General features: G+C 68.1%; 14 protein-coding genes. 6 read left to right on the forward strand and 8 right to left on the reverse strand.

All coding sequences use genetic code 11. The annotated features are described in order from the left end of the window. Positions 1-99: 99 nt before the first annotated feature. Both DDZ14_RS03150 and DDZ14_RS03155 read left to right on the forward strand, forming a co-directional pair. The gene (locus DDZ14_RS03150) at positions 100-1,044 is read left to right on the forward strand and encodes an alpha/beta hydrolase (protein ID WP_109423491.1); all 945 of its coding nucleotides are present in this window, start codon (positions 100-102) and stop codon (positions 1,042-1,044) included. Positions 1,045-1,133: 89 nt separating this feature from the next. Beyond that, positions 1,134-1,838, forward strand: coding sequence for a glutathione S-transferase N-terminal domain-containing protein (locus DDZ14_RS03155; RefSeq protein ID WP_109423492.1), 705 nt, complete (start codon positions 1,134-1,136; stop codon positions 1,836-1,838). Between the two features lie 176 nt (positions 1,839-2,014). Here the strand turns inward: DDZ14_RS03155 and DDZ14_RS03160 are convergent, their stop codons facing one another. Together DDZ14_RS03160 and DDZ14_RS03165 are read right to left on the reverse strand one after the other, a co-directional pair. After that, entirely contained in the window at positions 2,015-2,626 is a 612-nt protein-coding gene (locus DDZ14_RS03160; protein ID WP_109423493.1) for an inner membrane-spanning protein YciB, read from the reverse strand. Positions 2,627-2,637: 11 nt separating this feature from the next. After that, entirely contained in the window at positions 2,638-3,537 is a 900-nt protein-coding gene (locus DDZ14_RS03165) for an EamA family transporter (RefSeq protein WP_109423494.1), read from the reverse strand. A 69-nt stretch (positions 3,538-3,606) separates the two neighbouring features. Between DDZ14_RS03165 and DDZ14_RS03170 the strand changes: the two genes are divergently transcribed. Then, entirely contained in the window at positions 3,607-4,107 is a 501-nt protein-coding gene (locus DDZ14_RS03170) for an MgtC/SapB family protein (protein WP_109423495.1), read from the forward strand. 6 nt (positions 4,108-4,113) lie between these two features. Here DDZ14_RS03170 and ftsY read toward each other — a convergent pair whose 3' ends face one another. Then, a complete protein-coding gene (gene ftsY / locus DDZ14_RS03175; protein ID WP_109423496.1) occupies positions 4,114-5,526 on the reverse strand; it encodes a signal recognition particle-docking protein FtsY in 1,413 nt (470 codons plus the stop codon). 64 nt (positions 5,527-5,590) lie between these two features. Further along, complete coding sequence (locus DDZ14_RS03180; protein WP_158275451.1) at positions 5,591-5,830, reverse strand: hypothetical protein; 240 nt, start codon at positions 5,828-5,830, stop codon at positions 5,591-5,593. A 107-nt stretch (positions 5,831-5,937) separates the two neighbouring features. On the opposite strand from DDZ14_RS03180, the gene DDZ14_RS03185 reads away from it, so the two are divergent. Further along, entirely contained in the window at positions 5,938-7,017 is a 1,080-nt protein-coding gene (locus DDZ14_RS03185) for an alkane 1-monooxygenase (RefSeq protein ID WP_109423498.1), read from the forward strand. A gap of 45 nt (positions 7,018-7,062) precedes the next feature. Continuing rightward, positions 7,063-7,455: a hypothetical protein gene (locus DDZ14_RS03190; protein ID WP_233252454.1), complete on the forward strand. Its 393-nt coding sequence runs from the start codon at positions 7,063-7,065 to the stop codon at positions 7,453-7,455. A gap of 24 nt (positions 7,456-7,479) precedes the next feature. Here the strand turns inward: DDZ14_RS03190 and DDZ14_RS03195 are convergent, their stop codons facing one another. Continuing rightward, positions 7,480-9,474 carry an AsmA family protein gene (locus tag DDZ14_RS03195; protein ID WP_158275452.1) on the reverse strand — a complete coding sequence of 665 codons (1,995 nt, stop codon included), beginning with the start codon at positions 9,472-9,474 and terminating at the stop codon, positions 7,480-7,482. Positions 9,475-9,594: 120 nt separating this feature from the next. On the opposite strand from DDZ14_RS03195, the gene rimO reads away from it, so the two are divergent. After that, entirely contained in the window at positions 9,595-10,977 is a 1,383-nt protein-coding gene (rimO, locus tag DDZ14_RS03200; RefSeq protein WP_199221282.1) for a 30S ribosomal protein S12 methylthiotransferase RimO, read from the forward strand. Positions 10,978-11,085: 108 nt separating this feature from the next. Here the strand turns inward: rimO and DDZ14_RS03205 are convergent, their stop codons facing one another. The 3 genes from DDZ14_RS03205 to DDZ14_RS03215 all read right to left on the reverse strand — a co-directional run bounded on the left by DDZ14_RS03205 (position 11,086) and on the right by DDZ14_RS03215 (position 12,102). Further along, complete coding sequence (locus DDZ14_RS03205; RefSeq protein WP_109423501.1) at positions 11,086-11,436, reverse strand: diacylglycerol kinase; 351 nt, start codon at positions 11,434-11,436, stop codon at positions 11,086-11,088. Beyond that, positions 11,433-11,783, reverse strand: a complete 351-nt coding sequence (locus DDZ14_RS03210; RefSeq protein ID WP_109423502.1) for a YigZ family protein — start codon at positions 11,781-11,783, stop codon at positions 11,433-11,435. Before DDZ14_RS03210 ends, DDZ14_RS03205 begins: the two co-directional genes overlap by 4 nt. Positions 11,784-11,844: 61 nt before the next feature. Further along, positions 11,845-12,102 (reverse strand): DUF6455 family protein, encoded by a 258-nt coding sequence (locus DDZ14_RS03215; protein ID WP_109423503.1) that lies wholly within the window; start codon positions 12,100-12,102, stop codon positions 11,845-11,847. Positions 12,103-12,145: the final 43 nt, after the last annotated feature.

Below are 12,145 nucleotides of genomic sequence, written 5' to 3' on the forward strand. Positions count from 1 at the left end.
CACCGCACCGTCACGCTCGGGTAACGCAGCCGTTGCAAAGCCGCGCTATCAGGCGGGCAAAGAAGAAACGGTCGGGCAATCGAGGTCGGGCACGGGCAGATGGCACTCTTGCAAGTGAACACCCGCGATGGCGGGCTCCGTCTTCGCGGCGGCGGCGGCCACCATTGGGAGGCGGGCATCGCTCGCACGCTGGCGCAAACCCCGCCAGATGCGCCGGTCGCGGTGATGATCCACGGGCTGAAATTCTCGCCCTTCGACGGCGCCGCCGACCCGCATCGTCACATTTTCGCGATCAGGCCCGATCCGGGGTGCCGGAAGGCGCGGTCCTGGCCCGCCGGGATGGGCTTCAGCGCGGAGGGCCACGCGGACGGGTTCTGCATCGCCTTCGGCTGGGACGCGGCGGCGCGCAACCGGCCCGCGGAAGTTGGCGCGGCCTATGCGCGTGCCGCCGAGGCCGGCGCCGCGCTCAGCCATCTGCTGGAGACGCTGGCCGCGCTCGCCCCCGGCCGGCGCGTGGACGCGCTGGCCCATTCGATGGGCTGCCATGTCCTGCTGACGGCGATGGGCGCGCTGCGCCGCCCGGTGCTTGGCCGCGCCATCCTGATGGGTGCTGCGGACTATGCCCGGACGGCGCAAACCGCGCTGGCCAATCACGCGGCCTCGGGCGCGGAAATCTTCAATATCACAAGCGAAAGCAATGCGTTCTACGATCTGCTCTTCCGCAGTTTCGTGCGACCGCCGGCACACGGCGCGCGGACGCTGGGCTGCGGGCTGCCGGACGCGCCCCGGCGCTGGGTGGATGTCCCGATCGACTGCCCGCAGACGCTGGCCGCCCTCGGCAGGCGCGGTGTGGCTATTGCCCCGCCGACGCGACGCGTCTGCCATTGGGGCTTCTATCTGAGGCCGGGGATCTTCGGGCTCTACAACGCGATCCTGCGGCAGCGCGACGGCTGGTCGGCGCCCGCGCTCCGGGCGGCGCTCACACCGCGGGCGGAGCCGCAGGCAGCCTGGCGCCCCGCGGCTGCCGGGGCGACCCCTGCCTGAAATCCGCGCCCGATCGCGGGGGGTTGCCACCGCTTCCGATCCGTCCAAGTAATGTGGCAACCAACCAACCGCCACGGGAGCACCGCGACATGACGCAGCCGATCGACCTCTACTACTGGCCCACACCCAATGGCTGGAAAGTTTCCATCGCGCTGGAGGAGATGGGCCTGCCCTACAACCTGCAACTGGTCAATATCGGCGCCGGCGAGCAGTTCGAGCCGTCCTTCCTGTCCATCGCCCCCAACAACCGCATGCCCGCAATCGTCGATCCCGACGGCCCTGACGGCAAGCCCATTTCGGTCTTCGAGTCGGGCGCCATCCTGCAATATCTCGGCCGCAAGACGGGGCAGTTCTACGGCAGCACCCCGCGCGAGCAGGTCGCGGTGGAGGAATGGCTCATGTGGCAGATGGGCGGCGTCGGGCCGATGGCCGGACAGGCGCATCACTTCCTGAAATATGCTCCTTCGATGGACCCGCCCAACGACCTGCCCTATGCCAAGGACCGCTACCGCAACGAGACCGCCCGGCTCTACGGCGTGCTCGACCGCAGGCTGGCCGAGAACCAGTTCGTGGCCGGCGGTTTCTTCTCTATCGCGGATATGGCGATCTGGCCCTGGGCGTCGCTCTGGGAAGGGCAGGAACAGACGCTCGACGACAAGCCCCACATGGCGCGCTGGCTGGAGGCGGTGAGCAGCCGCCCAGGCGTGCAGGCAGGCCGGGCCGTGGCGGCTGAGTTGCGCTCGAACCTGCAAAGCGACCGCGAGGCGCAAAAGATCCTTTTCGGCAAGGGTTAGGGCCGGGGAGGATTATCCACATCCCCGGCGCGGAACCAAGGCCCGATGTCGCAGCGCGATTGCCAGACCGCCCGCGCGGTCCGCCCATGACGTGGCTCGTCACGGATCAAACAACACCCGAGAGGGTCACCGTCACCGCTTGAGTTCGGGGCTAGGGACGGGGCGCTGGCTGGTTGTCAGCCGTCCCTGCCCCCCTCCTCCTCGATGCCGTGCTCGCGGAAGAGCCGGCTCTGGAGCATGAAGAAGACGAAGACCGCCGCGGTCAGTCCGAAGGTCTTGAAGTTGACCCAGGCATCGGTGGACATGGTTCGCCACACCACCTCGTTGACGATCGCAAGGCCCAGGAAGAAGATCGTCACCCGGCGGGTCAGCTTCATCCAGCCCTCTGCGGTCATCGGCATCACCTCCGACATCACCACCTGCAGGTAGGAGCGCCCGCGCAGCAGCCCCACCCCCAGGATGCCGCCGAAAAGCAGGTAGATCGCGGTGGGTTTCATCTTGAAGAACCGCTCGTCGTTGAGCCAGACCGATAGCCCGCCGAAGACCACGACCAGCACTGCCGTCATCATCTGCATTCGCGACAGGTGCCCGGTCAGCCACCACAGGATGCCGGTGGAAAGCAGGATCAGCGGGATGAAGGCCGCGGTCATGAGGATGAAGCCGTCATACTCGGTGCCCGCAATGGTGAAGCTGCTATCTTTCATCCGGACATAGCCGATGAAGAAGAGCAGGATCGGCCCAAGCTCCAGCCCGGTCTTCACCCAGGGATTGATCTTCCTGTCCGCCATTGCGCGTCTCCTCAGCCGCCCATTTCAACTATCACCGCGCCCAGCGCAATCAAGCCCATCAGCGCCAGCCGTCGCGGCCCGACACGCTCGCCCAACATCAGCCATCCGATCAGCGCCGCGAAGACAGTCGAGGTTTCGCGCAGCACCGCCGCCTCACCCACCTTGTCGAGCCGCGTCGCCAGCATGATCGCGCCGAAGCTGAAGAAGGCGGTGAAAGCACCGGCCAGCCCGCGCCGCATCAGCGGCAGCGCCTCGGCCACGGTCAGGCGCAGCATCCGCGGCGCCATGAGCGCCGGGAAGAAGAGCCCGTCGATGAAGAAGAACCAGGCCAGGAAGGTGAAGGGATCGGCCGTGGCCCGGATGCCGTAGGCGTCGAATGTTGTATAGGCCGCGACCATCGCCCCGGTCATCACTGCCAGGACCAGCGCGACATAGAGCGTGCCGCGATCCACATGCGTATGGACGATGTTGTAGAGCGCCAGTCCGAAGATCCCGGCCAGCAACACGGCCAGCCCGCTCCACTGGATCCAGGTGAAGACTTCGCCGAAGACGAGCCCCGCGCCCAGCACGGCGACCAGCGGGCCGGTCCCGCGCACCACCGGATAGACCACCGTGTAGGCACCGCGGCTGTAGGTCATGGCCTGGAGGATCTTGTAGACCGCGTGGATCGCGAACACCCCGGCGAAGATCGGCCACATATACGGCTCCGGCCAGGGCACGGCCAGCAGTGCCAGCGGCGCGGCCATGGCGCCATAGCTCATGTCGATCGCGGCGCGGCTGAGCCAGGGGTCGTGCGCGCCTTTCTGGAGCGCCCCGAAGACCGCGTGCAGAAATGCCGCCAGCAGCGCCAGCCCCATCGCCAGGTGATGGCCCGCCGACGTGCCTTCAAGCGCGAGTATCAACTCGCTCATGCCGGCGCCCCATGCGCCGGCGCGATCCGGCCTTTACATCCGCCATGCGATCTGCGGCAATGGAGGGCGATGTTTTCGGACTCCATCATAGCCGAGTTCACCGGCGCCTTCAGCGCGATCCCGGCCGAGGTCGCGGCGCTGCGGCTCGTGGCCGCGATGATTCTGGGCGGAATGATCGGCTGGGAACGCGAGATGCACGACAAGCCCGCTGGCCTGCGCACCCATATGATGATCGCGCTGGCGGCCTGTCTCTTCACGCTGCTGGCGTTTGAACTGATGGCGCTTGTGACGGAGGGCGACGAGCGCATGCGCGTCGATCCGCTGCGCCTGATCGAGGCGGTGACGGCGGGCGTGGCCTTCCTGGCGGCGGGCACGATCATCACGGGCCGCGGCAAGGTCCACGGGCTGACGACCGGCGCGGGCATGTGGTTCGCAGGCGCCGTGGGCGTGGCCTGCGGCACTGGGCGGCTGCCCCTGGCGGGTCTGGCCGCGCTAATCGCGCTTGTCGTGCTGTGGCTCATGCGCAAGCTGGTCGCCGCGCTCGGCGCCAGCAGCGCGCCCGACGGTTAGCGCCGCTCATTCCTCCAGCCCGGTCAGGGCACGGGCGAAGTCCTCGGGGTCGAAGGGCGCCAGATCGTCGATCTGCTCACCGACACCGATCGCGTGGATTGGCAGGCCGAACCGGTCTGCCAGCGCGACCAGGACGCCGCCTTTGGCGGTGCCATCGAGCTTGGTCATCACCAGCCCGGTGACATCGGCCATCTTGCGGAAAATCTCCACCTGGCTCAGCGCGTTCTGCCCGGTCGTGGCGTCGAGCACCAGAAGCGTGTTGTGCGGCGCGGTCTCGTCGCGCTTGCGCAGCACACGAATGATCTTGGCCAGTTCCTCCATCAGGTCTGCGCGGTTCTGCAACCGACCGGCGGTGTCGATCATCAGCAGATCGGCGCCCTCCGCCTGGGCACGCGCCAGCGCGTCGAAGGCCAGGCTGGCGGGATCCGAACCCTCCGGCGCGGTCATCACCGGGACGCCCGCGCGTTCCCCCCAGACCTGGAGCTGCTCCACAGCCGCAGCGCGAAACGTGTCGCCCGCCGCGATGATCACCGACTTGCCCGCCGCCTTGAACTGGCTGGCGAGCTTGCCGATCGTGGTGGTCTTGCCCGACCCGTTTACCCCCACGACCAGCACCACCTGCGGCGCCCGCGCATAGAGTGGCATCGGCTTGGCCACGGGGTCCATGATCCGGGTGATTTCGGCCGCGAGCAACGCCTTGATCTCGGCGGTGGAGAGCTTCTTGCCGAAGCGCCCCTCGGCCATGTTGGCGGTCACGCGCATCGCCGTCTCCACCCCCATATCCGCGCTGATCAGCAGCTCCTCCAGGCTTTCGAGCATCGCGTCGTCGAGCACGCGGCGCACCACTGTCTTCTTCTCACCCCGTCCCAGGATGCGGCCCAGGAAGCCCGCACGCGCAGCGGGCGCGGCCTCGACGGTTTCCGTCACATCGGCCACGGGGTTGGCGGGTGCAGGCACCGGCCGGTCCGACGGCATTTCCTGGGGGAAGTCCTGCGGGAACTCGGCAGGCGGCGCGGCGGGAACCTCCGAGGGCGCGGGCGGGTGGACATCGTCCTGGCCGGGCGCGGGTACGCCCAGCGGTTCGGGCTCCGGCGTGATCTCGGGCGGCGCGGGAGACGGGCCGGGTTGCGGTTCAGGCTCGGGCTCCGGTTCGGGCGCGGGGACGGGATCGGGTTCCGGTTCAGGCTCGGGCTCCGGTTCGGGCGCGGGCTCTTCCGGCTCGGGCTCCTGCGGCTCGGGCTCCTGCGGCGCAGGCCTCTCGGGACCGGGCGCGGGCGGCTCCGGGGTCTCGGGATCGGGCTGCGGCGGCGTTTCGACGGGTTCCTCCTCGCCGCCCTCCTCGATGATCGCGTCCAGCCCCGCTTCGAGCCGCGACGACGACTTGAAAAGCCTGTCCTTGAGTTTCCTGAAAAACGCCATGTCTTTCCCGCTTTCCTGTCCACCTTTCACCTAAGACCATTCGGCGTTGGATGGAAGGGGCGGATCAGTCCCGCGCCGCCGCGACGGCGAGCGGGGGCGCGGGCTGCCGCAGCGCGTCCCAACCCAGGAGTCCGGCCAGAATCGCCAGCACCAGCAGGAGCGGCAGGAAGGGCCAGCGCCCGGCTCGCGGCCCGCGCGCCGGGGCGCCGCGTGGCGCGATGGCCGTCAACAGCCGGGCCTCGCAGAGGCTCCACATCGTGCGCGGCGCGGTCTGCTGCGGGTCCGTCCTTTCGGCGTGGCGCATCATCCTGTCCTCTTGCTGGCCGGGATACGCATACAATTCCCGGCCTCGGCAAAGATTGTCCTTAATCCTGCCGCAACCCTGTAGCATAACCGCCGCAGGAGAGTCCCATGCCGCGCGATATACGCTGGTTCGCCCTTGTTACCCTTGCCCCCGTGCCCTTGCTGATCGCCGGGGCGCTGCTGGGCGCGTCCTGGACGCTGGCGGCCCTGCTCTACATCACGCTGGCGACCCTTGTCGTCGATGCCCTCGCCCCGCGAGATGGTGCCGTGGCGCGCGACCGAGCCGGCGCGGAAATGCTCTCGATCCTGCTGGGGGCGGTGCATTTCCTGCTTCTGGGCATCGCGGTGCTGACCATCGCCGGGCCGGGACCGGCCGATTTTGGCGACCGGCTGGCCGCCTTCTTCGCTTTCGGGCTCTGGTTCGGGCAGGTGTCGAACTCCAACGCGCATGAGTTGATCCACCGATCGGACCGCGAATTGCGGATGCTGGGCCGGTGGGTCTATATCTCGCTGCTTTTCGGGCATCACGCCTCGGCTCATCCGGCCATCCATCACCGCTTTGTCGCCACGCCGCTCGATCCGAACACGGCGCGGCTGGACGAGAGTTTCTATCAATTCCTGCCGCGCGCCTGGCGCGGGTCGTTCCGGGCCGGTCGCATCGCGGAGTCGGCGCGGCTCAAGATACGGGGGCACCGGCCCTGGCATTGGTCGAACCCGTATTACACCTATATCGGCGGCGGGCTGCTCTTCATCGCGCTCTCATGGCTGATCGCCGGGCCGGCCGGCGTCGCGGTCTATCTGCTGCTTTGCGTCTACAGCGTCTCGCAACTCCTGCTTAGCGATTATGTCCAGCATTACGGGCTGGTGCGCAACAAGGGCCCGGACGGCAAGTACGAGCCGGTCTCGCCCGCGCATTCCTGGAACGCGCCGCATTGGATGAGCGGGCTTCTGATGCTGAACGCCCCGCGCCATTCCGATCACCACGCGAACCCGTCGAAATCCTATCCCGACCTGCGCGACCTGCCCCGCGACACCGCACCGGAACTGCCCTTCAGCCTGCCGGTGATGGCCGGGGCGGCGCTGATCCCGCCGCTCTGGCAACGGCTGATGCACCCGCGGCTGGAGGTGCTCTACGAGACCGGGCGCATCCCCGGCCCGACACTTGACAGACGCGTCGTCCTGTCCTGACCATATCCCCCCGCGGTCAACCGTCCGCATTGGCGAGGAATGACGATGCTGCGTTGTCTTGTCCTGCTGGCCCTGACCACGGCTCCGGCGCTGGCCGCCGAGCCGCTCGGCCCCGATGAATTCGCCGCCCGCGTGACCGGCCGCACGCTGCATTTCCAGCGGCACGGCGCCCCTTACGGGTCAGAACAGTACCTGCCCGGCCGCCAGGTGATCTGGCGATTCGCGGGCGATATCTGCATTGCGGGCTTCTGGTATTCTGAGCGTGGCAAGATCTGCTTCGTTTACGACCGCGAGCCCGGCCCGCAGTGCTGGGATTTCCTGCGCGGCGATGACGGGCTGCGCGCCCGCGCCGAAGGCGGCAGCCCGGAAGACGACCTGAGCGTCGCATGGGAGAGCGCCGAGCCGCTCGACTGCCAAGGGCCCTCCCCCGGCGTCTGAGGCGCACGGGGAGCACGCATTCGGTCAGTTGCTGCCGCCGCCAAGCAGGTTCAGAATGCCTTTCTTGGCCTCGTCCTCCAGCCTGTTACGCAATGCGTCCTCCGTCGATTGCCCGTCGCCGACCGGGCCGATTTCCTCTTCCAGCTTCTTCTTGACCGCGTCACGGGCGCGCTGTTCCAGTTCTTCGCGCTCTTCCTTCAGGTTCTGCTTCAGAAGCTCGTCCAGATCGGGCTTGATCGACGGGTTCGACCACGGCCCGGTGATGTTGACCGGCACGGTCACGCCCCCGCCCGTATCCGAGCCCAGCGCGACCGGGGTCAGCCTGTAGTCAAGCGTCTGCCGCCCCAGATCGACCGTGCCCCGCCCTGTCGCATCGACCACGGGGCCGCTGAATTTTAGGTCGGAGTTGGAGGCCACGCCCTTGGCGATGGTGAAGGAGGCAGTGACGCTGTCGAAGACGGTTTTCGCGCCCGCACCGCGATAGGACATGTCGAGATTGCGCAGCATGCCGCCAATGTCGAGCCCCAGCAATTCGCCCTTGCCGATGGCGAAGCGGCCGTCGCCCGAGAGGTTGCGCATGAGCGCATCGACCGAATTGCCTGCGCCCAGGAACTTGAGCTGCCCGTCGGCCGCCCCCACCAGACGGTCGTAATCCGCCGTCGCCGTCAGCATGGGGCGCAGTTGCACGCCGTCCATCGACAAGTCGCCGCCGACCGACAGGCCGCCGCGCCCGTTGACGACGAACTCGCCGCCGATGCCCCCGCCATAGATGCCGATCCGGCGCAGGTCGAGCACCAGCCGCGACGCATCGAGCCGCGCCACGAGATCGCTGCGATCGAGCGACAGCGCCCCCAGCGCGATGGAATTGGCAGTCAGCGAGACCTCGGCGTCCATGCTGTCCAGCGCCGAGACGTCGATCGGCTCCGTCGACCATCCGGTGGCCTGCGCGCCACCGCCAGACGCGCCGCCGGACGCGCCCGCGCCCTCCTCCCCGCCACCCAGTGCCGAGAGGTCGAGCGCGTCCGCGCTGAGCCGCGCCACCAGCCGCGGCCGCGCCGCGCCCATGGTGATATCGGCGTCGCCGCCGATCACGTTGCTGTCGAGCTTGATCTCGCCGCCGCGCAAATGGGCCGAGCCGTCGCCCGAGAGCGTCACGTCGCCGCTCGCCGCGATGACGCGCCCCAGCCCTTGGGGCAGCGGCGCCATCTCCTGACCCAGTGCTGCGAAAAGTGCCGTGGGCGCGGGAAGTTCCGCCACCATCCGGCCTTCGGCAGCCGCCGGGGTCAGCCCGGCCCGCCCGGCGAAGTCGAGCGAGTTGTCACCGGCGCCGAACCGCATCTCGAGAGGCCGGACATCACCCGCCAGAAGCGGGCCGAACCCGTCGATCGACGCCTCCAGCGTCACCGGCTGGCCATTGGCCCGCGCGGTGGCCCGCACTTGCGCCGCGCCGTCGTAGTCGGGCAGGTCCGCCTCGACCTCCACATCGGTCAGCGACAGTGTGGTGCCGCTGGCATGGTCGGTATAGCTGAGTACCCCGCCGGTCACGATCGCCCTGTCGATGGCGAAGCGCTGCGCCTCGGGCGGGGCGGTGGCGGTGCCGCTCGGGTCCGCGCCGGTTTCGGTGGCGGCCGCGACGGTTTCCAGTTCCCAGTTGCCACGGCCCGACGCATCCCGCTCCAGCCGGATCGCGGGGGTCTCGATGCGCAACGTGTCGATCTCGATCTCGCCGGCCATGAGCGGCACGGGCTTGAGCCCGATCACCAGCGCATCCGCCGAGATCATCGGCCCGGAGGCAGCCCAGTCGGCATTGGCGATCTCCACTCGTCCGGCCGTCACCCCGATCACCGGCCAGAGCGTCGGCTTGATCTCTCCGCTCAGGCGCAGCGCGCGGCCGGTCGCGGACTCGAATTCCTGTTCGGCCACCCGCGCGATTCGGTCAGCTGGCATCAGAAGCAGCGCCGTCACCGCAACCACGCCCAGCAGCATCAACGTCACGAGGATACGGATAATCCAGCGCATGATCATACTCCCGCCTTCAGGACACGGGATCAAATCTAAGCTCGCAGACAGCGCGCCACAACAGACCATTGCGTGCGACGGGGGCTTTCGCAGCCGCCGGTGGCGCTCTATATGCGGGCCATGAGCCAGAACCCGACCGATCTCCGCCCCGACATCGCCCCGGCCGCGCGCTTCGCGGGCATGACACGCGACGACCAGCCCAGCATCGGGATGGTGTCGCTGGGCTGCCCCAAGGCGCTGGTCGACAGCGAACGCATACTGACCCGGCTCAGGGCCGAAGGCTACGGCATCTCGCCCGATTACGAGGGCGCGGATGCGGTGATCGTCAACACCTGCGGCTTTCTCGACAGCGCCAAGGCCGAAAGCCTGAAGGCCATCGGCGAGGCACTCTCCGAGAACGGGCGGGTGATCGTCACCGGCTGCCTGGGGGCGGAGCCGGACTACATCACCGGCGCGCATCCAAAGGTACTGGCGGTGACCGGCCCGCACCAGTACGAGCAGGTGCTCGACGCGGTTCATGCGGCGGTGCCGCCCAGCCCCGATCCCTTCGTCGATCTCCTCCCGACATCGGGTGTGTCCCTGACCCCGAGACACTACAGTTATTTAAAGATTTCCGAGGGCTGCAACCACAAATGCAAGTTCTGCATCATCCCGGACATGCGCGGACGGCTGGTATCGCGTCCCGCCGGCGCAGTGCTGCGGGAAGCCGAACGCCTGGTCGCAGCCGGGGTGCGGGAACTGCTGGTTATCTCACAGGATACAAGCGCTTACGGCGTCGACCTCAAGCATGAGACGAGCCCGTGGCGTGAAGCACCCGTGCCTGCGCACATAACCGATCTTGCCCGCGCGCTCGGGGAACTCGGCGCCTGGGTCCGGCTGCATTACGTCTACCCCTACCCGCATGTGCGCCAGCTCATCCCGCTGATGGCCGAGGGGCTGATCCTGCCCTATCTCGACATCCCCTTCCAGCACGCCCATCCCGACACGCTGCGGCGCATGGCCCGGCCCGCCGCGGCGGCGAAGACCCTGGACGAGATCGCCGCGTGGCGCCGCGACTGCCCCGAAATCGCCCTGCGCTCCACCTTCATCGTGGGCTTTCCGGGCGAAACGGAGGCGGAGTTCCAGACCTTGCTCGACTGGCTCGACGAGGCGCAGCTCGACCGGGTCGGCTGCTTCCAGTACGAGAATGTCGCCGGGGCGCGGTCGAACGTCCTGTCCGATCACGTGCCCGAGGAGGTCAAGCAGGACCGCTGGAACCGCTTCATGGAAAAGGCGCAGGCCATCTCGGCGGCCAGGCTTCAGGTGCGGGTGGGCGGCCGTCAGCAGGTCATCGTGGACGCGGTGGACGCCGAAGGCGCCACCTGCCGCACCCGCGCCGACGCGCCGGAGATCGACGGCAATCTCTTCATCGACAAGGGCTTCGAGGCCCTGTCGCCCGGCGATATCGTCACGGTGGAGGTCGATGAGGCGTCGGAATACGATCTTTGGGGGCGGCTGGTCTAGGACACGTCTGATCCGCATTTCATGGCCGTGGTCGGACGCGTGTCTGGCCGTCGCCCGGCGCGTCTCGGAACAGACCGGCGACTGAGCTTCGGTTGCTCGGGAAGCGCGCTACCCCGTCAGCACCGCCAGCCAGGCCACGCCCGCGGCGAGCGCGGTGACGACGACCGCGGCGCTGGCGGTGTCCTTGGCCTGCTTGGCCAGCGGATGCCGGTCCCCGGAGGTAAAATCCACCGCCCGCTCGATGGCGGTGTTGATCAGTTCCATCGCCATGACCAGAACGCCCAGCGCCAGAATCAGCGCGCGTTCCGCCCCGCCGAGCGGCAGCCAGAAGGCCAGCACGGCGGAGACGAGATTGGCGAGCGCCCATTGCTTGAGGCTCAACTCGTCGTTCCAGCAGTGGCGCCAGCCCTCCCAACTCCAGCCCGCGCGCTCGCAAAAGCGGCTCCAAAGCGATTTCATGCGCGATGCTCCAGATAGTAATTCACGGCGTCCTGCACCCGGCGAAACCGGTCGCCACCGAGTTTTACGCCGCCATACCAGCGCGTGACAACGACGATGTGATCCGTCAGCCCGGCGCGTTCGAGCATGCGCAGGATCACGGCACCCGCGCCCACCTCGCCGTCATCGGCCTTGAGCGGCCCTTCCGCCAGCAGAACGCCCCAGGAATTATGCGTTGCGCGGGCGAATTTCTTGCGCCGTTTCAGGGCCTTGAGAAACGCCTCCACCGCCTCTCGATCTCGAACCGGTCCGCCGGACACCGCGTATTTCGATCCGCGGTCGGTGAGAATGTTCTCGAATACCTGCATCCCGCCCCCTTCGCGGGAGGCGGGCTAGCACGGACGCAGCGCCCGCGCCAGCCTTGGCCGCTCAGACCGCGCGCAGCGCCTTGAAGAGCCCGGCGTTGCGGCAGAACTCCGGCGTGCCCTCGGCGCCGTCGGCATGCGCGGCCAGCCAGGCCTCGCAGCCCTCGACATTGGCGCAGCCGGTGCAACTGTAGATCGCCGCACGCAGGTCGCCGCCCGAAAGCGTACCGCGCATGATCTCTTCCGCCAGGTCGATGCCCTGGGTTTCGGCCATCGCATCGACGAGTTTCTCGTGACGGGCCAGTCGGGACAGGTTGAACATCTCGGATCCTCCGGTGTTGGCGAATCCAGTCTGGCGCAGCCCC

Origin of the sequence: Maritimibacter sp. 55A14 (genome assembly GCF_003122205.1) — a bacterium.
In the GTDB taxonomy this organism is placed as follows: Bacteria; Pseudomonadota; Alphaproteobacteria; order Rhodobacterales; family Rhodobacteraceae; genus QEYE01.

What these genes read in the sequence shown, in the direction of transcription:
- DDZ14_RS03150 (WP_109423491.1), top strand. Translation starts at nt 100, where the DNA reads ATGGCACTCTTGCAAGTGAACACCCGCGATGGCGGGCTCCGTCTTCGC.
- DDZ14_RS03155 (WP_109423492.1), top strand. Translation starts at nt 1,134, where the DNA reads ATGACGCAGCCGATCGACCTCTACTACTGGCCCACACCCAATGGCTGG.
- DDZ14_RS03160 (WP_109423493.1), bottom strand. Translation starts at nt 2,626, where the DNA reads ATGGCGGACAGGAAGATCAATCCCTGGGTGAAGACCGGGCTGGAGCTT.
- DDZ14_RS03165 (WP_109423494.1), bottom strand. Translation starts at nt 3,537, where the DNA reads ATGAGCGAGTTGATACTCGCGCTTGAAGGCACGTCGGCGGGCCATCAC.
- DDZ14_RS03170 (WP_109423495.1), top strand. Translation starts at nt 3,607, where the DNA reads ATGTTTTCGGACTCCATCATAGCCGAGTTCACCGGCGCCTTCAGCGCG.
- ftsY (WP_109423496.1), bottom strand. Translation starts at nt 5,526, where the DNA reads ATGGCGTTTTTCAGGAAACTCAAGGACAGGCTTTTCAAGTCGTCGTCG.
- DDZ14_RS03180 (WP_158275451.1), bottom strand. Translation starts at nt 5,830, where the DNA reads ATGCGCCACGCCGAAAGGACGGACCCGCAGCAGACCGCGCCGCGCACG.
- DDZ14_RS03185 (WP_109423498.1), top strand. Translation starts at nt 5,938, where the DNA reads ATGCCGCGCGATATACGCTGGTTCGCCCTTGTTACCCTTGCCCCCGTG.
- DDZ14_RS03190 (WP_233252454.1), top strand. Translation starts at nt 7,063, where the DNA reads ATGCTGCGTTGTCTTGTCCTGCTGGCCCTGACCACGGCTCCGGCGCTG.
- DDZ14_RS03195 (WP_158275452.1), bottom strand. Translation starts at nt 9,474, where the DNA reads ATGCGCTGGATTATCCGTATCCTCGTGACGTTGATGCTGCTGGGCGTG.
- rimO (WP_199221282.1), top strand. Translation starts at nt 9,595, where the DNA reads ATGAGCCAGAACCCGACCGATCTCCGCCCCGACATCGCCCCGGCCGCG.
- DDZ14_RS03205 (WP_109423501.1), bottom strand. Translation starts at nt 11,436, where the DNA reads ATGAAATCGCTTTGGAGCCGCTTTTGCGAGCGCGCGGGCTGGAGTTGG.
- DDZ14_RS03210 (WP_109423502.1), bottom strand. Translation starts at nt 11,783, where the DNA reads ATGCAGGTATTCGAGAACATTCTCACCGACCGCGGATCGAAATACGCG.
- DDZ14_RS03215 (WP_109423503.1), bottom strand. Translation starts at nt 12,102, where the DNA reads ATGTTCAACCTGTCCCGACTGGCCCGTCACGAGAAACTCGTCGATGCG.